This window comes from Tateyamaria pelophila, assembly GCF_019966495.1.
GTDB lineage: Bacteria > Pseudomonadota > Alphaproteobacteria > Rhodobacterales > Rhodobacteraceae > Tateyamaria > Tateyamaria pelophila.
Map to the genome: position 1 here is coordinate 1 of NZ_JAIMIA010000046.1, position 23,224 is coordinate 23,224.

A 23,224-nucleotide genomic window follows, 5' to 3' on the forward strand; every position below is an offset into this window, starting at 1 on the left:
TCAGACAGAGCCGCCCGGTTCTCTGCGGTCGCCAGTCCCTCGGTCTCGAACCGGCCCATCTGCGACGTGGATGCGGCATGCGCATCGACGGCACGGCCACCGACAACCTGGCGCATCACGGGATCGAGCGCGAGACGGTCGGCGTCATTGACGTCCCCGTATCCTGCCAACCGGCCGTAGACCGATTGCCGAAACAGCCCGTCGAGCCGGTGGATCGTGTTCTTGCCACGGCGATTATCGCACAGGGCAGCAGACGCCAGATTGGACAGACCGAGCGCGTCATCAAGCTCGCGCATCACCAGAAGGCCGCCATCCGAACTGAGCTGAGCGCCCCGGAATTCCAGCCGCACGCGAGGGTCAAAATCCACACGATCTGCCCGCTGCAAGCCCGCACCCTCTGGGTGATCCATGAAACACATCCTCCGCAGCAACCAACGCCATGATATATATAGAAAATATCACGTTCAAGACAGCGAAATCAGAGATCCACTTGGGGAATGCGGGATCCAGGGGCAACCCCGTCCGAGGTTGCCGACGCGATCCTGACCCCGATCGAGGAACAGCTACAGGGATTGGGAGGCGTGCGCGAGCTGTCCTCGACCGCAAGTCAGGGGGTCGGCACGGTGCGTGCCGAGTTGCAAAGCAGCGCGAATATCACCGAGGTAAAGGACGATATCGAAGCCGAGGTTTCGCGCATCACGACTTTTCCGTCCGCCGCCGAACAACCCCGTGTGACGGAAGTGGAACCAACCGAGCTTGCCGTGGAATTTGCCATTTACGGTGACATTCCGCGCCAGACGCTCAAGGCGCTGGCGCAGAAGATGCGCGACGATCTGACCGCGAAGGACGGGATCAGCCAGGTGCAAATCTCTGGCGTGCCGACGGATCAGATCGAGATTGCCATTTCACGCGAAACTCTGTTGGCCTACGGCATTGGCTTTACCGAGCTCGCCGATCGCATCCGCGCGGCTAACCTGGACCTTTCGGGCGGCTCCATCGACACGGGCCGAACAAGCTTTCAAGTGCGGACGCTGGGCGATGCCGACAGCGCGGACGACTATGCCGACACCGTTCTGTTCGCCGGTGAAAACGGGGCGCAGGTCAGATTGTCGGACATCGCCCAGCTGAGCGAAACGCTGGCCGAAGGATCGATCCGGGCGATGGTGGCGAGGCAGCCCGCAGTGTTCGTGCGGGTCAACCGGGCGGGCGGGGAGCAGGTACTGAAGCTGACCGAAAGCGCCATCGCCTATCTGGAGGACGAATTCGTCGCCGAATTGCCCGATACCGTGACCGCCGAGGTCTGGCGCAATTCGGGCGAACAGTTGCAGGGGCGGATCGACCTCTTGATGAAGAACGGCGCGATCGGGGCGGTCCTGATCCTGATCGTGCTGATGCTGTTTCTCGATCTGCGCATCGCAGCGTGGGTTTCGGTGGGTGTCGTGGTGGCGTTTCTGGGGGCCTTCGCGCCGATGCTGGTGTTTGGCACGACAATCAACCAGCTGTCTCTTTTCGGGTTCATTCTCGCGCTGGGGATTGTCGTGGATGACGCCATCGTTGTGGGCGAAAATATCTACAGCGAGCTGGAGAAGGGCGTGGGAAATGCACGCGACGCTGCGGAACGCGGGATCATGCGGGTCTGGACGCCAATCCTGTTCTCGGTGACGACGACGATCCTTGCTTTTGTCCCGCTTTTGTTCATCCCCGGATCGTCCGGGTCTTTTATCGGGCCGGTGGCCGCCGTCGTGATCTACGTGCTGTTTCTGTCGCTGGTGGAGAGTTTCTTCGTGTTGCCGCATCACCTGTCCCATGTGACCCTGACAGCACCGCGCCGCTGGTCGCCCCGGCGGGCTACCGAAATTGCGCGCGGGGTCGTGGACCGGCGTTTGAAGCGTTTTATGGACGGTCCGTTACGCAAGATCGTGCGCGGCTCGGTGGCCCATCCGATCTTCGTTTTTGTCGCTTCGGTGGCAATTGCGGTCATGACGGCCGGGCTGATTGCGGGCGGCGTCGTGCGGTTCACCTTCTTCCCGGCGATCGAAGGCAATTTTGTCACGGCCGAACTGACCTTTCCCGAAGGCACGAGCGAAGAGGAAACGCTATTGCGAACGTTGCAACTGACCCAGGCCGCGCGCGCCACGGCGGACGGTTTCGGTAACGCCGATCTGCTTCAGGCGACATCAGTGCAGATCGGGTTTGCCGGGTCCGAGGGCGGCGGTGGCGGGAGCGGTGTGCAGACCGGCAATGTCGCGCGGGTCTCGGCACGGCTTTTGGATGCGGGTCAGCGGGAGATCACCGCCGGGCAATTTACCGAAGAATGGCGTCAGGCTGTAGGCGAGGTCGCGGGCGCGCGCACGCTGTCGTTTTCGTCCAGCCTTGTCGGCGTTGGGGCGGCGATCCGGCTGGAGGTGTCGGCCGAGGACGCGGACGCGCGCGGGGCGGTGGTCGGCCGTATCCGCGAGGCGCTCGCAACGCGGGACGGCGTGCAGGATATCCGCGACAGCTCGGCCGGATCGGCGCAGGAAATCGCAATCACCCTCACCGATGCCGCGGCAAGCTATGGCATCGACCTGCAGACTGTCGCGAACGAGGTACGAGGTGCGTTTTACGGCGTGACCGTGGACCAGATCGCGCGCAATCAGGAAGAGGTCGATGTGCGCCTGCGCCTGTCCGGCGCGCAACGTGACTCCATCTCCGATTTGACCCGCCTGCGCATCGCCACGCCGAGCGGCCTGGTTCCGTTGACCACGCTGGCCAACCTGCAGTTCCAGCCGGTTCCGGTGAGCATCGAACGGATCGGCGGACGCACCGTTATCACGCTGACGGCGGATGTGAATTCGGCAGTCACCACGGGGGGTGCGGAAACGCAGTATATCCTGAACGAGATCGTGCCGCAGCTATCGACCGATTACCCGGATGTCGAGGTCAGTGTCGGGGGCGAGCAGGAGGAGTCCCAGCGCTTCACGTCTGCATTGGCCCTCAACTTCGTACTGGTTATCTTTGCCATTTATGCGGTGCTGTCGCTGGCATTCCAAAGTTATCTACGGCCGCTGGTCGTGCTTTTGACGGTGCCTTTCGGCATGGTAGGTGCGGTGCTTGGGCATGCGGCGCTGGGGCTCGATTTGACTCTGCTGAGCATGTTCGGGGTGGTCGGCCTATCGGGCGTTCTGATGAACGGCGCGCTGCTGATGGTCGATTTCATGCGCGAGGTCGAACAGGATGGCGCGCACCCGCTCGATGCGGTGGAAGAGGCCGCGCTGCAGCGGTTCCGGGCGATCATCCTGACAACGCTGACCACCTTCCTCGGTATCACGCCGTTGATCCTCGAAACTTCGGTACAGGCGCAGTTCCTCATCCCAACGGCTGTCGCGCCCGGGTTTGGCGTTCTGTTCGCGTCGCTGTTGCAGATGGTGCTGGTGCCCGCCTATTCGTCGATCTTCGCGCGGCTGTTCCTTCTGGATTCGGACGGTAGAGCGCGCTCCGGAGCGACGGGGCGAACGCACGAGGCCGGGTGAATTGCGGACGGATCGAACGCTTGCGGCGCGTGCACAATGAGCTCCCATGTCACTCTGAACGTGCTCGACGCCCCGTCCGAACGCGCCACTACCAACATCGGCGGCGGAACGTCGGAACCGGAGGTCTTGCCTGCAATTGCCTCCGCATCTGGTGTGCCGGAGACCTGTCTGAACGGTTTCTATCACGCCGCCATTGCAGGCTGGGACGCGCATTTCACCCAAAAGCGGCAAACGTGACTCGGGCAAAACGCCGTTTCTTGTTCACACCACCGACTGCGTTTGAAAGCCGCTTCAGCGCAAGAAAACACGGATATTCTGCGGTCTTTCTGCAAAGCTGTAATCGATGACGCAAGATCTCCGGATGGGCGTTTGCCTCCAACCTGTTCATGCGCATTGAAAGTCCGATCGGGAGGCGTTCGGTGACGTTTTCATCTGATCGGTGACGTCCAATTCAAACATCAGCCGACGACCGCATGTTCAAGCGACATTCCTTCCACAAAAAAGGTCGCTACAGAATATGTGCGCATGGTGAACTAAAATTTGTCTTGCGCACAAATGCGACTCCCGTAAAGTGATCCAGACCGCGCAGGCGCAAATCTGCAGACACCTAACCTCTTGTGACTGGACATTGCTTTTGCGTTTGTATGTGAACATCATCGACAAGCTGAATGTGGTAGTAACTGCAATTGTCGGCGCGCTATTGGGCGTTGTCGCGTTGGCGGTGATGACGCAGGTTTTGGTGCGCTTTGTCCTGACGGCATTGAATATCAATATTTCTGCACCCTGGACCGAAGAACTGGCCCGATACACCTTGATCTGGATGGTGTTTCTGGGTGCCGCGGTTGGCGTGCGCCACGCGCGGATGATCGCCTTGGAATTCGGTGTCCGCAAACTGCCTGCCCAGACAGGTGTGCCGGTCCGCTACGCAGTGATGATCCTGAGCATTGCCTTTTTTGGACTGCTTTTCATGGTCGGGATCGAATTCGTCGAGCTTGGAAAATCAGAGACCAGTCCGGTTTTGGGCATCACAAGAGATGCAGTCTACTGGGCCATGCCCGTGGGCATGGTTCTCATGATCCTTAACTCTCTGGCTCTGATCGCCGAAACGATCCTCGAGGGGCGCGATATCCGGTTTGCCTCCGACTTCGCTCCGGAGGATTGATATGATCCTTTTGGTTTCCGTTCTTCTTGTCCTGTTTGTCGCCAGCGTGCCGATTGCGATGTCGCTTGGCCTTGCGGCGATCCCGACGCTTGTCGAGAAGAACATTCCTTTCATTGCCATTCCGCAGGTGATATTTGAATCGCTGGACAGTTTCGCCCTGATGGCGCTGCCGCTTTACGTGCTGGCGGGGCGGTTGATGCAACATGGCGGCATCGCGCGGCGGCTTGTCGACCTTGCCAAAGCGTTGGTCAGTTGGGTGCGTGGTGGACTGGCCGCAGCGGTTGTCATGACGTCAATGTTGTTCGCAACGATCTCCGGCTCGTCGGCGGCGACGGCCGCAGCGATCGGGTCGATGCTGATCCCCGAGATGGAAAAGCAGAAATATCCGCGCCCCTTCAGCGCCGCGACCACGGCCGCCTCGGGGGAGTTGGGTGTCATCATTCCCCCCTCGGTCGCCATGGTGATTTATGGCGTGATCACAGGCATCTCGATCACAGACCTGTTTATCGCCGGGTTCCTTCCGGGTTTGATGGTGGGGGCATCGCTGATGACAACCGCGATCCTCGTCTCCTGGATCATGGGCTACGGAGAACGCCAACCCTTTGAACTGGGCCCATGGGCGCGCGCGGTATCGTTGGCATTCTGGCAGGCATCGCTGTCGCTGTTCATGCCGATCATCATTCTGGGCGGTATTTTTGGCGGCATCTTCACCGCGACCGAAGCGGCCGTGGTTGCCGTGTTCTATGCGCTGATCCTGAGCTTGTTCGTCTACCGGGAGATTTCGTTCAAGGAGCTTCCCCGTATTTTCGCAAGTGCGGCGGTCACGTCTTCGGTTGTCATGATCATCGTCGCCTTCGCCGCGATGTTTGCCTTTGCCCTGCATCTGTTGCGGGCCCCGCAACAGATCGGCATGCTGCTGACCACGGTCACCGAAAACCCGATCTACTTTTTGCTGCTTGTGAACATTTTCCTGCTGGTGGTGGGCATGTTCATGGAAACCTTTGCCGCCATCGTCATTCTTGGCCCGATCTTGTCGCCCATCGCGGTGAGCTACGGTGTGGATCCAGTCCATTTCGGAATGATCATGATCGTAAATCTTGCCGTTGGAATGGTCACGCCGCCGGTCGGTGTGAACCTTTTCATCGCATGTGGAATTGCACGCATCAGCATGGAGCAACTGATGCGGCCGCTCGCGGTGTTCTTGATGGTCCTTATCGCGAACCTGATGGTCATCACCTACGTCCCGGGCATTTCGCTTGCCTTGCTCCGCTAACCAAAAAACAGGGAGAATTACTGTAATGAAATTCAGACATACCGTCTTTGGAGCCGCCGCAGCACTGGTGGTTGCCGCAGGTTCCGTGCAGGCGCAAGAGTATACCATGACGATGGCGCATGTTCTGAGCGATCAGAGCCCGTACCAGGTTACCCTCAACGAATTCAAATCACTGGTCGAAGAACGCTCAGGCGGCGACATCGCGGTTGAGATCCAGTGCTGCGGACAAGCAGGCAATGAAACCCGTGCCATCCAGTCGATGCGCACAGGCATTCTGACCGGTGGTTTTGTGGGCGGTTCGACGCTGGAAACGATCGTGCCGGCTTACCGCGTTCTGTCCCTGCCATATCTGTTCGAAGACAAGGAGCAGGCATATGAGGTTCTGCAAAGCGACATGGGTCGTGAAATGCTGGATCTGCTCGGTGAATACGGAATGTACGGTCTTGGCTTCGGCTCGATTTACGAACGCTCCGTTGCATCCAAAGCCCCTGCGCGGGTCGCATCCATCGAAGACATGCAGGGCCTGAAAATCCGCGTATTGCCGACACCGGGTTTCGTGGAAGCCTACAAGGCGATGGGCACGCAGCCGACGCCGATGTCGTATGGGGAGCTGTTCATGGCGATCCAGAACAACGTCGTCGACGCGCTTGAAATCTCACCGGACGCGATTGTCGCAGATGGGTTCTACGAAACCGTCAACACCTACACCATGACGAAGGCGCACCAGTCCACCACTGTGATGGTTCTGTCGAAAGCGTGGTGGGACGCTTTGCCCGCCGAGATGCAGGAGCTGATCCAAACAGCCGCAACAGATGCAATCGCCGTTGGTATCGAGGCCCATGATGCGCTTGCAGATGCCGGTATGGTCACGGCTCAAGAAGCCGGTGTCGAAATCCTCGAACCCGATCTCACGCCGTTCATGGTGGAGGCCAAGAAAAGCTGGGACATCATCCTGACCGACCAGCCGGAAGCGACCGAATTCAAGAACCGCTTTGAGGCGTTCATGGGCTCCAACTGATCCGATTGATCACTGAGTTGGAGAGGGGCGGCCATCACGGTCGCCCCTTTCCTCGAAGTTCACCCCTGCCGATGACACCCCCAGAGCTCCATGGTGCAGGCGCTTTCGAATGGATGTTCTGGAGTTCGCGTCACCCCTTCGCTGAGAGACGCGTTTCACGATCGTTTTAAAAAATTGGGCGCTTGGTTAACCGTTTCGAGACTGGACGTCTTTTAAACCACACACAAAGCGCTCCAAGGGCCAACGCGGACAACTGATGTAATCAGTGGCGACTTCAGTCATGGCTTGCATGGCAGCCTCGTGAAAGCTGCGTTGATCAGTCATCTGTTTCTTGATTACACGTGGTCACGAGGACGGTTTGGGGGCGCACAGTAATTTGCCCCGAAACGAGTTCAGGCGTCGAAGGACTGTCCCGGCCGCTGTCGAAGCGCAGATGCCATTCCCCTTCAGTTAGGCGGAATTCACAAGCTTCGCCAGCGTTGAGAATGATGAGGATGTCTTGGCCGGTCTCCGTGCGCGTGCGCTGGCCGAAACATCGAAGACCACCATCGTCCCAGTCGGCTTGCGTCATCCGGCGACCTTCGGGATGGAACCAATGAGTTTGATTGCGGCCTTCGTTTTCCTCCGCCCGGGCGAACCGGCGTTGAACATAGCTCGAAAGGGACCGCCGCAGGGCCAGTGCATCTGACAAGGACTGCGTGATCCCGTCCCGGGCGCTTTCCCAATCCAGCCAAGCGAGATCGTTGTCCTGACAATAGGCGTTGTTATTGCCGTTCTGCGTGTGCCCCAATTCGTCTCCTGCCAGGATCATCGGCACACCCTGGGCCATGGCAATCGTGGCGAGCATGGCGCGAACACGGGTTTCGCGCGCAGTGAGGATGGCGGGATCGTCCGACGGCCCTTCAACCCCGAAATTGTCAGACAGGTTGTGGTTGTGGCCGTCCTTGTTCTCCTCGCCGTTCGCATCATTGTGCTTTTCGGTATAGCTTGCCGTGTCCCAAAGGGTGAATCCATCATGCGCTGCGACGAAGTTGATCGAGGAAGTGGCCGGGCGGTGCGAATGGTCGAACTGTACCGGCGATCCCGAAAGGCGTTCCGCCACCGCAGGCACAAGCGATTCATCGCCCCGCCAATAAGCCCGGATGTCATCACGGGCCTGATCATTCCATTCGCGGAATGGCCAGGGGAACCCGCCAACCTGATACCCTTCGTATCCGACATCCCAGGGCTCAGCTATCAGTTTCACGCTCGACAGCACCGGGTCCTGCCGGATCGCCGCAAAGAATGACCCTTCTCTTTCGAAACCGGTTGCCTCGCGTCCGAGGGTCGATGCAAGATCGAAACGAAACCCATCCACATGCATGACCTCGACCCAATACCGCAGTGAATCCATCACCATGCGCAAGACCATGGGATGTTCGACATTCAGCGTGTTTCCGCAACCAGTCGTGTCAAAACTATGCCGCGGGTTCTCGGGCGAGAGCAGGTAGTAGGCTGCGTTGTCTATACCACGGAATGACAAAGTGGGTCCGTTTTCGTTTCCCTCGCATGTGTGGTTGTAGACCACATCGAGGATCACCTCGATCCCGGCATTGTGGAACCGGTCGATGGCGTGCCGTATCTCGCGCACGTCCCATGATTTGAGATAGCGCGCGTGTGGTGCAAAGAAGGACAGCGTGTTGTAGCCCCAATAATTGCGCAAGCCTTGTTCGATCAGATGGCGATCATCCAGATAGGCATGTATCGGCAGCAGTTCGATGGCCGTGATGCCGATGCGTAGAAGATGGTCGATAATCGGCGGGCTTGCCAACGCAGTGAATGTGCCGCGGTCAGCCTGCGCAATTCCCGGGTGGCGCATGGTCAGGCCACGCAGATGGGCCTCGTATATTACCGTTTTGGTCCATGGCGTCTTCAGGGCATTTGATCGATCCCACGTATCCAGATCACCCACCACCACACCTTTCGGCATGTAGGGCGCGCTGTCGCGGGTATCGCAGATCATATCATTTTCATCGACCTTGTAGCCGAACAGGGCGTCATCCCACTGCAACGCGCCCATCATCGCGCGCGCATACGGATCCAGTAACAGCTTTGCGGAATTGAACCGATGACCCTCCTCAGGTGCATATGCACCATGCACCCGGTAGCCATAGCGCTGACCTTCCTGGAGATCCGGTAAGAAGCCGTACCAGATGCCGCCTTCCATGTCCGGCAATGGCCCGCAGAACAACTGTTGTCTGCCGGTTTCGTCAAACAGGCACAGGTCAACCTGGGTTGCGTTCTCCGAAAACAGGGCGAAGTTTACGCCGCCATCCCGAAGCGTTGCCCCCAATTCATCGACGCGCGCCAATGAGGCGTCAAAAGTCGCACCGGAAACACTGAAATCTTCCATATGGTTCGCTCATTTCCGCCCGACAGGCCCTTGATTTTACGATAAGGCCCGACGCGCCGTCCACGTGACCGTTTGACGTATTGCATAGCGTCACCGCGCGCGAGCATTCCGAGGATGTCCCCTGCTTGGCCGCCCAAACCCGCTTTTCGGCTTCGGTGGATCAAACCCGATCCTCTGTCCGACGCGCAAGCGCACACTCTGCGTCGGAATGCCATTGCAGGTTCGTGGGTTTGTCAACACGACGCAACCCTGACGCGCCACAGTTCCGCGCATAAACAAGCATGGTTGGTACCAAATTGCGCATTGACGTCATGACCTGCTTACCTGTGGAGTGATATTACGCAGTGAAACGCAGGCGTTCGCAATAGGTTCCCGGTGCCTTGAGGCCGGGTAAAACCGCGATATGATTTTGGTGTCCTGCCGCATATCTGCTTTTGCCAGATCTGTTCAGATAGGGCCTCCTGCTGACAATACCGTTTTGAGTTTTCATACCTCAGGAACCTTCTCGCTCAAACCGCGTTGCTTAAATTCAATATTTGGGGTGGGCATAGCGGTGGCAGAAAGCAAATTCGAGACGATCGTGATCGGCGGTGGTTCTGCCGGACTGGCCTTCGCCACCACTGCCGGGCGCATCGGCGGTCGGGTCCTGCTGGTAGAACGTGCACAATTGGGAGGCACGTGTGTTAACCGAGGCTGCGTTCCAAAGAAAATTCTTTGGGCGGCAGGAAATTTGGCGAATTCGGTCAAAGATGCGGCAGCTCAAAAGATCATGCAAGCCAACCCAGTTGATTTCGAGACTTTGGTCAAAGAACGCGACTCACATATTGCCGGTATCAGGGCTTCCTATGTCGACACATTGAAGGACGCGGGCGTCAGAACAGAAAGCGGCCAAGCCGTGATTGTCGACGCCAAAACGGTTGAGGTTGGCCAGAAAACATTCAAGGCCGATCAAATCGTGCTTGCAACTGGCGGTCGGCCCGCTGTCCTTGAGATCGAGGGGTCCGAGTTCCTTCAGGATAGTGATGACGTCTTGTCATGGGCTCGGCGCCCCGACCGGATCGTGATTGTCGGCGGTGGCTACATCGGATGTGAGTTTGCAGCGATTTTTGCCGCATTGGGGTCGACTGTATCGTTGATCCACGACGGCCCGCACATTTTGGATGCCTACCCCAAAGACCTCGCCCTCCACGTTCAGGAAAGGCTACGCAATACGGGCATCGACCTATACCTGAACTACGGTGTGCGTACGGTGCGCAAAGAGGCAGATAGGACGTGCTGCACCCTTCAATCCGGTGAAACGAAAATGGCAGACGCCATCGTCGCCGCGACAGGACGGGTGCCTAATATCGACGACCTCGGAGTTCTGGTAGCGCAATTGGACACGGCAGACAGTGGCGCCCTCAAGGTGACAAAGGAGTTCGAGACGAGTTGCCCGGGCATCTATGCGATAGGCGACGTGGCGGACCGTCTGCCTCTGACCCCGGTGGCGTCTGCGGATGGCACGGTCCTTGCACATAAATTGCATGGAAATGGTGCATCCGCGATCGATCTTGACCTCGTGGCGACGACCACATTCGTTTATCCGCCCGCCGCCCATGTCGGAACGGTCGGGCATGCTCCCGCTCGGGAAGGGTGCGTTACGCCGCTTGAGAAGAACGTGATGGCGTCAAACCCGGCCGCGTCCGATTTCTACCAGATTTGCGCGGACGAAAGCTCGAATGCCCTGATTGGTGCGGCGATCGCGGCGCGGGGCGCGGAAGACATCATTGCCATGGCAGGAGCCCTCATCGCCGCGAAGGCGAAGGTGGATGCGTTCACTGCGGCAACGCCCGTACACCCGTCTTTCGCGGAAGAGTTTTTCTCTGATACGCGAAAGGATGATTAGATCAGAAAGCTTGGAATAACCGGTAAATTGGCATTGATCTCTGGTGGTTCGGATAGTTTTGATGTCGATTCCGCACCGCTTCTCATGAAAGAAAGTGTCGAGACCCCATTGATCGACCTTGACGAAAAGGCTCTGGAATGAGCCGCGAAAGATCTTGGCGTCGCAGTTCAAGTGCTGACTCTGCTTACGGTGCCAAAGCTTATGAATCCAAGCGTATCTTGGGGTAAGTACCGTCCGACGCTCTGTTACGGCTTGGCTCGCTTGGCAAAAAGGATTTTGCGGTCTGATGGTCAGGAAGTTCCGGAAACTTCGAATGGACGCAAACCAAACCCGCCGCATTATATGTATCTGGCGGGCGAGGATTGGTATGACACACGCCGACATTCGTGGTTTTTAAAGCGGTTCTGACACCACCGCGATACGAGTGAGACTCCGCTTTATGAAGTGCGTCCAACTCCCCAAGTCGCCAGGATAGGGTCGGGTGACTTGCGGTTTCGTCAAAGGAGGGGCAGGGCGGTTACTCCCTCGGTCCAAGCAAGTCGCCTTTAGCCTGCGTAATCGGGGTTTCGTCCTCGGGAGGCGTTTCCGACAAAAGGTCACGCTCTGCCACGCTGGTGACCGGTTCCGGTTTCGGCTTTGCAAGAGGCTGCGGCGGGAGTTGAATGCTCTGCGCGTCGGTCTTGTCGGTCAATACACGCACACCTTCTGGAAAGATGACCTCGCGCGCTTCGTCCGGCATGGAAATGCCATTGAGAGTCAGAGCCGATTTCACGGCACGTAAAAGTGCTGATTTCAGCTTGATCGCGGAAATCACTTGTCCGTCAAACCAGTAATATGATCGGATATTCACAGTCGACGCGCCGAGTTCCTCCACCAGAACCATGGGCTCCGGATCCGACAGGACTGTGTTTTGGTCCTGCAAGCAATCAAGGATGATCTGTTGCGCTTCGGCAATCCCTGCGTCGTACCCGATGCCAACGGTGAATTCGCCGCGCCTTTTGGGTGAGGAGGTGAAGTTTTCGATGACGTTTTTGAAAATGGTCGCGTTCGGGATGTGGATCTGGTTTCCATCAGGCGAGGTCAACAAGGTGCTGCGGGTGCTCATGCTGCTCACGGTGCCGGAGATGCCTGCAACGCTGATATAGTCGCCACGCTGAAACGGACGGCGCACACTGAGGATGAGGCTGGAGAGGAAGTTCTCGGCGATATCGCGAAAGGCAAACCCGATGACGATGCCGATCACGCCGGCACCGCCGACCAATGACAGCGCAAGCTGAGTCAGTCCCGCAACTTGCAATACGATATAGAGCCCGAGCAGAAATACCGGAAAAGCGAGCGCCCGTGCCACGACAGACCGCAGGAAAGTCGACTCGATACGCCCCAAGAGCAGCCACCGCGCCAATCGCGCAACGAGACGCGCGCCATACCAGGCGAGCGGTAGAACCAGAACCGCGAGCAGTACAAGCGGTAGAACGGCGACGGCATCCCGGGCGAGTTTTTCCAACTCGGACAGTGCCGGCGCAAAGCTCCAGACAGACTTTTTCTCTATGGTGATCCGATTGACTACAGCGACGGTGCCGGACGTTTTCGACGCCAGGTCCCGCGCCCAGACCCGATGCGCATCGGTCTGTGCCACACCGTCAAGGAAGACGACCCCCTCGTCAACGAGAACAGAAACATCGCGATACCAGTTTGTAGCGTCGAGAATGCTCTCGATGCGGATCTGGATCGCCAGATCGGGTGCGACCGGATCAATTTCAACCTGTTGCTCGGGTGCGGCGAGTGCCTCATCATCTGACGGTACGGCTGTCTGGGCCGATACATAGCCGGACAGTATCGCCACCCAAATGATCGCGCATAGGACGCTTCTCACGCGAAGAAACGCATCTGAAAAATCTCGGGCCATCATGTAACCGCAGCCGTGGGCGCGGGAGCTTGAAGGTGCAGCGTGCCATGCCTTTTCGCGATAATCTTGGGTGAGCTCAACACCCTATGCCGTCTGTTTCTGGGAATGTCTGGCATCTGGTGCGTCTCCGTTGAGGGCTGGTGATGATAGGCGTGATCAGAATAGCGGAGATTTGTCCGTAACCCGTTTGTAGCAGGCCGTCCCCAAGGGCGTCATTCCCTATCTCGATATAAGCGCCCCAGTATGGAAGGCTTAGTGCCCGTTACCTGCCGAGGTCTTTGCCGGTTCGGCGACGGTTCGTATCCGACGAATAGCGATGTAATTGTTGTCAAAGGCTGGCGCGCAAATCAGATCTACTTGCTATTCTGGGCGTCCGTTTCAAAGGCGTCGCGAACATACGATCCACCAGACAGCCAAAATCGGGCGGCTTCGTCAGGCCGTCGGTGGGTGGTTTGATGAGAGTAAAGCCGCAAAAAAATAAGACGTGAGGATATAACGCAGAACCGCCGGGGGTCTGACAGGAGCCGGAATTGGCTTAGCCTGTTCAGATTGCGTTGTGCTCCGCCAGCAGGTGTCGGGGCGGCAACGAAAGAATACGACAGCCTGCACACCATAAGGGAGGAATTTCATGAAAAAGGCACTTATCGCCTCGGTTTCAACAGCAGCACTGTTGCTGCCATCCATAACCATGGCCCAGGACGACACGGTCAAATTCGGCATCCTCGTGGCCCTCGAAGGCGCATTCGCCGAGGGCGGCGCGGATGGTGTGCGAAATGTTGAACTCGCAATTCAGCAAGCTGGCGGAATGGCCGGCGGCAAGAAGATCGAGTTTGTCGTTGCCCCGACGGACACGACCCCCGACACCACAGTTCGCCAGGCTCGAAAGCTGATTGAACAGGACGGAGTGGACATTATCCTCGGACCGCTGTCCGGGTCCGAAGGCATCGCGATGCGAGACTATGCCAAGACAATTCCGGACAACACGGTGATCAACGGGATTTCGGGCGCGCTGGAGACGACATGGGTCGATCCGGCGGAAAACTTCTTCCGGTTCAATCTTGATGGCGCCCAATGGGGTGCAGGGCTTGGAAGCTACGTCGTCAATGAAAAGGGATGGACCAAAGTTGCCACGGTGGCGGCGGACTATTCGTTTGGCTACACAAACTTCCTCGGATTTGCCGTTGATTTCTGCCGGTCTGGTGGGGAAATCGTCGAGCGGTTCTGGGTCCCGTTGGGATCGTCGGACTTCGGCGGCGTGATTGCGTCCCTGCCTGACGACGTTGACGCGATTTATCTCGGGGTCGGGGGAACGGATGCGATCAACTTCCTCAACCAGTACAGTCAGGCAGGGGCGGAAACGAACCTGATCGGCGGCACGATCATGGCCGACCAGACAGTATTGACGTCACGCGGCCGCGCCAAGGACGCATTGATCGGAACGCCAACCTCGGGCCCGTTGGCCGACGACAATCCGGATGAGGCCTGGCAGAGCTACGTGACGGCTTATCAGGATGCCTTCCCGGAAGACGAACGCTTTCCCTCTCCATCCCTCTTCGGTGTCGGCTACTATGTCGCTGCTTTGGCTGCAATTCAGGGGCTGAACGAAGTTGACGGCGATTTGTCGGATGGCCAGGTTGCATTCCGTGAGGCGCTGTCGACGATGCCGCTGGATACGCCCCTTGGGACCGTGACGCTTAACGAAAATCGGCAAGCGACCGGCTCTGTCTTCATCAACGAAGTTGTCGACGACGGTGAAGGCGGCCTGAAGAACGAGTTCAAGGCCCGCGCCGACAACGTCAATCAGACCCTTGGGATGTCTGTCGAAGACTTTACCGCCATGGGCCTGCCCTCGCGCGACAATCCAGATTGCGCGGCCCTTCGTGACGGCGGCTAAAGGGGATACAACCTGACGACTGTGCGGGGCTGGCAAAATGCTGGCCCTGCATATCGAAATTGAAGTCCGCTGACTGTGCTACTGAACACAGATGCGGTCCATCAAAGCCTCTCTGATCGGGAGGGAGCGACAAGTGTCTCTCATATCTTATCTGACCCGTGTCCACTTTGCCGACAATGCCCTCGAAGATGCCCTGCCGTCTGAAATCGCGCGGCACGGAATACGCCGTCTTTTGGTCCTGTCAGATGATGAAGCAACAGGACCGGACGAACTGAACCGACTGTTTGATGCGCTGCCGTCTTCCGTGACGCCCGTATCGTTCGTTGCAGACAGTTCCGCAAACTATGCGGACGCATGTTGTCGGGCGGACGCCGTTCTGGCTGAGGCGAATTGCGACGCTCTGATCGGCTTTGGCGGGACGCGTGCTGTGGATCTTGCCCGCTTGATCGGCGGCGCAGATCATCCGGTTTTGACCATCCCGACACGGACCGGGACAATCGGCTTGGGTCCTGTCAGTGTGCCCGTGACCGACCTGCCTCGGCGTCAAGCCGCTATTCCGGTGGCAATCCTGTGCGATGCCACCCTGACGTTGAATGCCGGGCCCGAAGCAACCGCAGCGGCCGGAATGGATACGTTGGTGCACTGCCTGGAGAGCTACCTTGGCACGACTTTCAACCCACCTGCAGACGGGATTGCGCTGGATGGTTTGCGCCGCACCGCCCTTCATATCGAAGCGGCCGTGCAAGACGGCAAAGACATCACCGCCAGACGAGAGTTGCTCGCAGCCGCACTGAATGCGGGTCTTGCCGCTGAAAAGGGCTCCGGCGGGATCGAAGCTGCTGCGAAAGGTCTGGAGACCGCGGTGCATGTGCGCCACGGCGTGCTTCATGGTGCCATGTTGGCCGAAGTTCTGATGTTTAATGCGCCCGCGATTGCGGATCGTTTCGAGATGCCACGCAAGGCGCTTGATCTGCCACCAAATGCCGATATCGCAGAACATCTGGCGAGCTTGGCGGAACGTATCGGACTGCCCCGCAACCTATCGCATCAGGGAATAGAAGCGCACCATCTGCCGCGCGCGGCCCGGCAGGCGGCGGCCGATCCGGCCAATCATACCAATCCGCGCCTCGCTACGGCGGCAGACTACGAAAGGATGATGCGCGCGTCATTGTGAGCGCCGCGGGAGGCCCAAATATCATCGTTGCATTTTGTTTGTGGCGGAATTCGGGGTAGCATCAACTTGTGCCGAACGGGACCATAGAAGTTCTGAGCACCAAAAAAAGAATAAAAAACATGAATTTAGGGAGGAATCAATGAGTGATTCATTGGCCGTGTTTCACGGACATTTCGGTCGTGTTTGCCTATATGACATGGATCGTACAATGGCACCCCACGGCCACAGGGAAGGTCATTTGATCTTTCATGTGCAGGGCCCGCCCGCGGAAGTCATCGTAAATGGAAAAGCCTCTCCGCTGTCGGCTGGACAGGCTGTCGCTGTCAGCCCGTGGCAAGCACATTACTATAAGCCGCGGGATCATTCCCATCCTACTCTGGCACTGGTGCTCTATATTCGACCGGGATGGTTTTTGGAATCCGCAAAGCGCGCGTCTGCCTCACTGTGTTTTGGACGAACGGGTATCGAGGTGACCGATCATCTTTCCCGCCTCGTGTTTGGAACAGCCCAAGCTCTGCTGGATACCGACCGCAAAGATTTGTTGATCGAAGACCGCCTCTGCGCGCTCACCCAATTTGCATTCGACCAATCATGGCAATGGACTCCGCGTGGGTCCGAGTTTACCGGCCCTGATCTGCCGCGTCGTGATTTCCGAATTCGAAAGGCGCTTACTTTCCTCCAGGAGCGCGTTTGCGAGGCGATAGACCTTGACGATGTCGCCCGCGAGGTCGGGCTGTCCCGCCCGCATTTTTACAAACTTTTCCGTGCGCAGGTCGGGCTGACCCCAAAGCTTTATCGCAATGCTCTGAGGATGGAGTGCGCCATCGATATGCTCGCTGGGTCCCAAGAAGGCGTCGCGGACATTGGCTTCGATCTTGGGTTTTCCAGTCAGGCCAGTTTCTCGCGTTTCTTTATCAGCAACGGTGTCGTTCCGCCTTCGGCTTACCGCCGAACCGTGCATGTCGCTTGAAGCGAGTCTGGACCTCGGCGGGTGAAACGGGTTGACGCCAACCGTGTTTTTGGACCCGGCGTGCAAGGATCAGACGCTCGGGTATCTGTCTGACCAGAAACGAAGGCTAGGGTTTGGGACCGCGACCTTGAGCGGGTCTGGCTACAACAGGTATGCATGCAAGCGTTCACAAAGAGATATCCCGTTTGGTCGCTGATCATCGCGCTTCTGCTGGCGATATTTCTGTGGCTGATCTTCGCTCCGTGGTCAGACGGGATGGAAGACGTCATGGGCCGCAAACGCGTCTTTCTGAATGCGATCTTCGGTGGGGTCACATTGGGGGCGCTCTATTTTCTCGTGGCGTCCGGATTTACGCTGATCTTTGGCCTGATGCGCAACGTCAACCTTGCACATGGATCGCTCTACCTACTGGGTGGGTATTTGGGCTTCGAGGTTTCGGAATGGACCGGATCCTGGTTCATCGCATTTCCCGTCGTGTTCGTTCTCGTCGGGATCGTCGGGATCGTTCTGCAAAATCAGGTGTTTCGACGCATGGAGGGAGAAGAACTCCGACAGACGATGGTGACAATCGGGCTTTCCGTCGTGATCGCAGATCTGATGCTTTGGATATGGGGCGGCCAGTCTTATACAATTTATTCTCCCGACTGGCTGTCCGGACCGATGACCTTGCCCATCGTTTCGGGGGTTCGGAGCTCTGGCGAAATCATCTATCTCAAATACCCGTCGGTCCGCATGGCGATCCTGTTTGCCGCCATCGTCATCGGCATTGCCATGTGGTTGGTTCTGAACCGGACGCGGTTGGGGATGCTGGTGCGCGCCGGCGTGGATGACCGCGAAATGCTGGCGGCGTCCGGCGTTCGCATTCAATACGTATTCCTGGCTGTTTTCGCGTTCGGCGCCGGGCTCGCGGGCATGGCAGGGATCGTTGGTGGAACCTTTCAATCTCTGTCCCCGGGCGAAGACACGCGGTTTTTGCTGGCAAGTCTGGTCGTCGTCATCGTGGGGGGCATGGGGTCCATCCCGGGTGCGGCGCTCGGGGCGTTGATCATTGGCCTGTCTGAACAGTTGGGTCTGGTCTATGCGCCAACATATTCTGTCGTTTTCACCTTTCTCATCATGGCATTGGTGCTGGCCTTCCGACCCCAGGGCCTTTTGGGCGAGAAGCAATAGATGGCCTTGGCGGAACCCAAAACCACCTCGCAAACGCTCTGGATAGAGCGTGTACCGCCCATATGGTGGGCACTCATGCTGTTCCTGCTCACGATGCCTGCCTGGGCCAATGATTTCTTCCTGTTTCAGGTGATGGGCTGGACATTTATTCTGGGCATGATTGCACTTTCGCTGATGTTTCTTGCGGGCTACGGCGGCATGGTCAGTCTGATCCAGATGTCGGTTGCCGCGATGGCCGGCTATATGGTCGCGATTTTTGGTGCCTCCGGAATGGGCGATATCAGCATGGGGCTGCCGTGGTGGCTGAATATTCCCATTGCGATCATCATCGCCGCGATTTTCGGGACGCTCGTGGGTGCACTCGCAGTGCGCACCGAAGGCATTTACACGATCATGATCACGCTGGCGATCGCCGCCGCGTTTTTCTACTTCACGCGCCAGAACTACACGATTTTCAACGGCTATTCCGGCTTCAATCTGGTTGTCCCACCCAGTCTATTCGGCGTTGATTGGCGCCAGCCCATGCCCTTTTATTATCTCACGCTTGGCTGCGCCGCGATCTGCTATGCAGCTGTCATCTATGTCTCGCGGGCGCCGTTCGGCCTGACGCTGCAAGGGGTTCGGGACAATCCTCGGCGTATGGCGGCACTCGGCTTCAACGTCACGGCGCACCGGATTGCGGCCTATACCTTCGCCAGTGTTATCGCCGCCATCGGAGGCATCCTTCTGGTCTGGCAGAATGCGCAGATTGCACCGGGCACAGCAGGCATTCCTGCGGTTATCGACATCCTCGTGATCGCTGTCGTGGGTGGGATCACCCGGCCCATTGGTCCATTTATCGGCGCGCTGATCTACGTTTTGCTGCGCACGTTTTCTCCCGATGTCCTGCTGGCTTTCGGATTGTCTGGCGAGCGATTCAAACTGCTGATCGGATTGGGCTTTCTGGCAATCGTCTTCTTCTCCCCTGATGGCGTGCTGGGTCTTTGGGAGCGTTGGCGCACACGTCGGTCCCGCGAACGCGATCCTCTGACGGGAGAGCAGAAATGACTTTGGTCAACACCACCACGGCAGCCGACAGGCTTGGGTCCGTCAGTTCCGGTAACGCTTTGGAGTTGCGCAGTGTGACCAAAATGTTCGGCGCACTGGCCGCCATTCGCGATATCACACTCACGGTGCGTTCGGGCGAACGGCGCGCCGTTCTGGGCTCGAATGGCGCCGGCAAAACGACGCTCTTCAATTGCGTCACAGGAGACTTCTTGCCGACGGGCGGCACGATCCGCCTCTTTGGCGAAGACGTTACACGATTTCCAGCCTACGAACGTATCCGCCGCGGGCTGCGACGCACCTATCAGATCAGCTTGCTGTTCAACGGACTGACCGTCGCCGACAATGTCTATCTTGCCTGCCGTGGGGTATCGCGGGGCCGTTTTTCGTTCATAAGACCGCGCGAAAACGATGCGCTCCTGACCCGCTCGGATGAGCTTATCGAGGCCGTTCATCTCACGCCATGGCGAGACACGGACGTATCGAACCTGAGCTATGGTCAGCAACGCCAGCTAGAAATTGCTCTGGCGTTGGCCGGCGCACCCCGTTTGATCCTTTTCGATGAGCCCGCCGCGGGCCTGTCGCCCACGGAACGCGCCGAACTTGTGTCCATTCTGAACGGATTGCCGGGCCATATCGGTTATATCATCATCGAGCACGATATGGACGTGGCCCTGCGGGTCGCGGAAAGTGTGACGATGATGCACAACGGCACAGTCTTCAAGGAAGGCACACCCGAAGAGATCGAAAACGACCAGGAAGTCCAGGAACTGTACCTCGGTGACGGTCATGAATGATCGCGGAAACACAAGCCGCGCAGGTCCGGCCGCACTCGAAGTTCGGGGGCTCAATGTCTACTATGGGGCGTCCCATGCGCTGCAGGGCGTCGACTTGCGATTGGAACAGGGCGTTCTGTCGGTTGTCGGTCGAAATGGCATGGGCAAGACAACGCTCTGCATGGCGATCATGGGACTTGTTCCGGTGGCATCGGGCTCTATCACCTTTGGCGGTCAATCTCTGCTTGGTAAATCGCCTGCAGATATTGCCCGGCTCGGCATTGGCTATGTGCCACAGGGCCGTCGTCTGTGGCGATCGCTGACGGTTGACGAGCATTTGAAGCTGGTCGAACAAAAGGGCGGCGCCTGGAGCATCGAGCGTATCTATACAACCTTTCCACGCCTTGCCGAACGGCGCCGCAATGGCGGCGCGCAATTGTCCGGCGGCGAGCAGCAGATGCTCGCCATCGCACGTGCGCTACTGGCCAACCCTCGGCTGTTGGTCATGGACGAGCCCACAGAGGGCCTCGCCCCGGTGATCGTTTCGCAGGTTGAGGACATGCTGTTGCGTCTCTCCGAAGAAGGCGAAATGGACGTGCTCGTCATCGAGCAGAATATCGGCGTCGCCTGCGCGGTCGCTGACCGCGTCGCGATCATGGTCAACGGACAGATCAATCGCATGGTGCCTGCCCGCGAACTGGCCGCCGATCGTGATTTGCAACAAAGGCTTCTGGGTGTCGGGCGTCACGCACATGACGACACGCCGGAACCTGCTCAGACGCAAGATAGCGAAGCCAGCACTTCGGGTATGTCAGGCCCGAAATCGACAAAAATCTACATGTCGAACCCAAAGAGCCCTACGCGTTGGTCGCAGCCCGTTCCCGTGGCACAGCTCGAACGCGCCGCTCGTGTGATGACCACCGGCGCGCCGACGTCCAGCAGCGTTCAGACCGAAATCCGCCCTCTCGCGGCACCGGGTGAACAGGTGGTCATTGTCGCCGGAACGCTCGACACCAAGAGCACGGAACTGCGTTACATGCGGGATATCGTCCGGGCCGCCGGTTTGCCGGTTCGATTGGTGGATCTCTCGACAAGCGGCGGACATTCCGGCGCTGAAATCCCGGCACACCAAATCGCGGCCTTTCATCCGCGCGGAGCGGCAGGCGTGTTCACCGGTGATCGCGGCACGTCCGTGGCTGGAATGACCGAAGCGTTCCTGCGCTGGATGAACAGGCAGGACGGCGTCATGGGCGTTCTGTCCGCAGGCGGATCAGGCGGAACGGCGATCGTCGCCCCTGCCATGCGCAGCTTGCCCGTCGGTGTGCCCAAACTCATTGTATCCACCGTCGCGTCTGGCGAGGTTGCGCAATATGTCGGGCCGGCCGACATTACGATGATGCATTCTGTTGCGGACGTCCAAGGCCTGAACGCGATCACCGAAGAAGTCTTGTCAAATGCGGCACAGGCAATGGTTGGGATGGTTTCGGCCCGACGCTCGAAACCGGCCCGAAAATCCACAAAACCCGCTATCGGTTTGACGATGTTTGGCGTGACAACGCCCGCCGTCAGCCAGATCACGAAAGCGCTGCGCGACGATTTCGACTGTCTTGTGTTCCACGCTACCGGCATTGGTGGGCAGTCCATGGAAAAGCTGATCGACAACGGCAAGGTCGAGGGTGTGATCGACCTGACCACCACCGAGATTTGCGACATGATGTTTGGCGGCGTTTTTCCTGCGACCCAGGATCGCTTTGGCGCAGTGATCCGGCGCCGGATGCCCTATATCGGGTCCGTTGGCGCGCTGGATATGGTCAATTTTGGTGCTCCCGATACCGTGCCCGAAAAATATCGCGACCGGACCTTCTATGAACACAATCCGCAGGTCACGCTGATGCGCACCACCGCCGACGAATGCAGCCGTATGGGCCGCTGGATTGGCGACCGGCTCAACGAGATGGAAGCACCGGTTCGGTTCTTCCTGCCCGAAGGCGGAGTTTCGATGCTGGACAAGCCCGGTCAACCCTTCGACGACGCGGCGGCCCGCCATGCGCTCTTTACCGCGCTGGAAGACACCGTGCGTCAGACATCAACGCGGCAATTGATCCGATTGCCGCAGAATATCAATGACCCCGAATTTGCAACTGCTGTGGTTTCCGCATTTCGCGAGTTTCACGGTGGTCGTCCCCCCAAACACAAAGAGGCACGCCGATGATCGACCGCGACACTATCCTTTCCAAATTTCGCGATATGGTTGCGCGCGGCGAACCCATCGTCGGCGGCGGTGCCGGAACCGGGCTGTCCGCCAAATGCGAAGAGGCGGGCGGTATCGATCTCATCGTGATCTACAATTCCGGGCGCTACCGTATGGCCGGGCGTGGCAGCCTTGCAGGCCTGATGCCCTACGGGGACGCAAATGCTATCGTGGTCGAAATGGCGGCCGAAGTTCTGCCTGTCGTGAAACACACACCGGTCCTGGCCGGCGTTTGTGCCACAGACCCGTTCCGTCTGATGGACAAGTTCCTCGACGAATTGATCCGCATCGGCTTTGCCGGTGTGCAGAATTTTCCGACTGTCGGGCTGATCGACGGAACGTTCCGCGCCAATCTCGAAGAGACCGGCATGGGATTTGGCCTTGAAGTCGACATGATCGCCAAGGCCCATGCCAAGGGCATGCTCACGACGCCCTATGTGTTTGACGAAGAAAGTGCTGCCGCGATGGCGACGGCTGGCGCCGATATCATCGTATGCCATCTTGGGCTAACGACCGGTGGGGCGATCGGTGCAGAAACATCGCTGACCCTGGAGGATTGCCCGGCCTTGGTCGATCGATGGGCCGAAGCCGCGCTCAAGGTCAATCGGGACGCCATTGTTCTGGTCCATGGTGGACCGGTCGCCACACCACAGGACGCCGAGTTTGTCCTGAAAAATACGTCAGCTTGCCACGGTTTTTATGGCGCTTCCTCGATGGAGCGGTTGCCGACCGAAGTTGCGCTGACAGAACAAACACGCGCGTTCAAGGCCATCAAGGGCCACTGAAGCGTTTCGCGG

Annotated in this window: 17 protein-coding genes; 14 read left to right on the top strand and 3 right to left on the bottom strand. The window is 58.4% G+C overall.

Translation table 11 applies throughout. The features are described from left to right. Positions 1–410 (bottom strand): transposase (locus LC354_RS14725; protein WP_223421634.1); only part of this gene is annotated, 410 nt, incomplete at its 3' end. A gap of 87 nt (positions 411–497) precedes the next feature. Between LC354_RS14725 and LC354_RS14730 the strand changes: the two genes are divergently transcribed. The 5 genes from LC354_RS14730 to LC354_RS14750 all read left to right on the top strand — a co-directional run bounded on the left by LC354_RS14730 (position 498) and on the right by LC354_RS14750 (position 6,965). Then, a complete protein-coding gene (locus LC354_RS14730; protein ID WP_223425060.1) occupies positions 498–3,512 on the top strand; it encodes an efflux RND transporter permease subunit in 3,015 nt (1,004 codons plus the stop codon). A gap of 36 nt (positions 3,513–3,548) precedes the next feature. Continuing rightward, positions 3,549–3,749 carry a hypothetical protein gene (locus LC354_RS14735; protein WP_223425061.1) on the top strand — a complete coding sequence of 67 codons (201 nt, stop codon included), beginning with the start codon at positions 3,549–3,551 and terminating at the stop codon, positions 3,747–3,749. A 391-nt stretch (positions 3,750–4,140) separates the two neighbouring features. Then, positions 4,141–4,674 carry a TRAP transporter small permease gene (locus tag LC354_RS14740; protein ID WP_223425063.1) on the top strand — a complete coding sequence of 178 codons (534 nt, stop codon included), beginning with the start codon at positions 4,141–4,143 and terminating at the stop codon, positions 4,672–4,674. Position 4,675: 1 nt separating this feature from the next. Next, positions 4,676–5,947, top strand: coding sequence for a TRAP transporter large permease (locus LC354_RS14745; RefSeq protein WP_223425065.1), 1,272 nt, complete (start codon positions 4,676–4,678; stop codon positions 5,945–5,947). Between the two features lie 25 nt (positions 5,948–5,972). Then, positions 5,973–6,965 (top strand): TRAP transporter substrate-binding protein, encoded by a 993-nt coding sequence (locus tag LC354_RS14750; RefSeq protein ID WP_223425066.1) that lies wholly within the window; start codon positions 5,973–5,975, stop codon positions 6,963–6,965. 316 nt (positions 6,966–7,281) lie between these two features. Here the strand turns inward: LC354_RS14750 and glgX are convergent, their stop codons facing one another. Next, positions 7,282–9,357 carry a glycogen debranching protein GlgX gene (gene glgX, locus LC354_RS14755; RefSeq protein WP_223425068.1) on the bottom strand — a complete coding sequence of 692 codons (2,076 nt, stop codon included), beginning with the start codon at positions 9,355–9,357 and terminating at the stop codon, positions 7,282–7,284. Positions 9,358–9,910: 553 nt separating this feature from the next. Between glgX and LC354_RS14760 the strand changes: the two genes are divergently transcribed. Continuing rightward, on the top strand, positions 9,911–11,242 hold the full coding sequence (locus LC354_RS14760) for a dihydrolipoyl dehydrogenase family protein (RefSeq protein ID WP_223425070.1): 1,332 nt from the start codon (positions 9,911–9,913) through the stop codon (positions 11,240–11,242). 517 nt (positions 11,243–11,759) lie between these two features. On the opposite strand, the gene LC354_RS14765 is transcribed toward LC354_RS14760, so the two are convergent. Then, on the bottom strand, positions 11,760–13,085 hold the full coding sequence (locus LC354_RS14765) for a mechanosensitive ion channel domain-containing protein (protein ID WP_223425072.1): 1,326 nt from the start codon (positions 13,083–13,085) through the stop codon (positions 11,760–11,762). A gap of 691 nt (positions 13,086–13,776) precedes the next feature. On the opposite strand from LC354_RS14765, the gene LC354_RS14770 reads away from it, so the two are divergent. The 8 genes from LC354_RS14770 (at position 13,777) to LC354_RS14805 (ending at position 23,212) form a co-directional block, all read left to right on the top strand. Continuing rightward, entirely contained in the window at positions 13,777–15,042 is a 1,266-nt protein-coding gene (locus tag LC354_RS14770; RefSeq protein ID WP_223425074.1) for an ABC transporter substrate-binding protein, read from the top strand. Positions 15,043–15,175: 133 nt separating this feature from the next. Then, the gene (locus LC354_RS14775) at positions 15,176–16,216 is read left to right on the top strand and encodes an iron-containing alcohol dehydrogenase (RefSeq protein WP_223425076.1); all 1,041 of its coding nucleotides are present in this window, start codon (positions 15,176–15,178) and stop codon (positions 16,214–16,216) included. A 139-nt stretch (positions 16,217–16,355) separates the two neighbouring features. Further along, entirely contained in the window at positions 16,356–17,186 is an 831-nt protein-coding gene (locus tag LC354_RS14780) for a helix-turn-helix transcriptional regulator (protein WP_223425078.1), read from the top strand. 156 nt (positions 17,187–17,342) lie between these two features. Then, positions 17,343–18,356, top strand: coding sequence for a branched-chain amino acid ABC transporter permease (locus tag LC354_RS14785; protein ID WP_223425080.1), 1,014 nt, complete (start codon positions 17,343–17,345; stop codon positions 18,354–18,356). Continuing rightward, complete coding sequence (locus tag LC354_RS14790; RefSeq protein WP_223425081.1) at positions 18,357–19,403, top strand: branched-chain amino acid ABC transporter permease; 1,047 nt, start codon at positions 18,357–18,359, stop codon at positions 19,401–19,403. It begins immediately after the preceding gene. Then, positions 19,400–20,197, top strand: a complete 798-nt coding sequence (locus LC354_RS14795) for an ABC transporter ATP-binding protein (protein ID WP_223425083.1) — start codon at positions 19,400–19,402, stop codon at positions 20,195–20,197. Before LC354_RS14790 ends, LC354_RS14795 begins: the two co-directional genes overlap by 4 nt. After that, the gene (locus tag LC354_RS14800) at positions 20,190–22,388 is read left to right on the top strand and encodes an ABC transporter permease (protein WP_223425085.1); all 2,199 of its coding nucleotides are present in this window, start codon (positions 20,190–20,192) and stop codon (positions 22,386–22,388) included. Before LC354_RS14795 ends, LC354_RS14800 begins: the two co-directional genes overlap by 8 nt. Continuing rightward, positions 22,385–23,212: a phosphoenolpyruvate hydrolase family protein gene (locus LC354_RS14805; RefSeq protein ID WP_223425087.1), complete on the top strand. Its 828-nt coding sequence runs from the start codon at positions 22,385–22,387 to the stop codon at positions 23,210–23,212. The genes LC354_RS14800 and LC354_RS14805 overlap by 4 nt, the downstream gene beginning before the upstream one ends. The last annotated feature ends 12 nt before the right edge of the window (positions 23,213–23,224 follow it).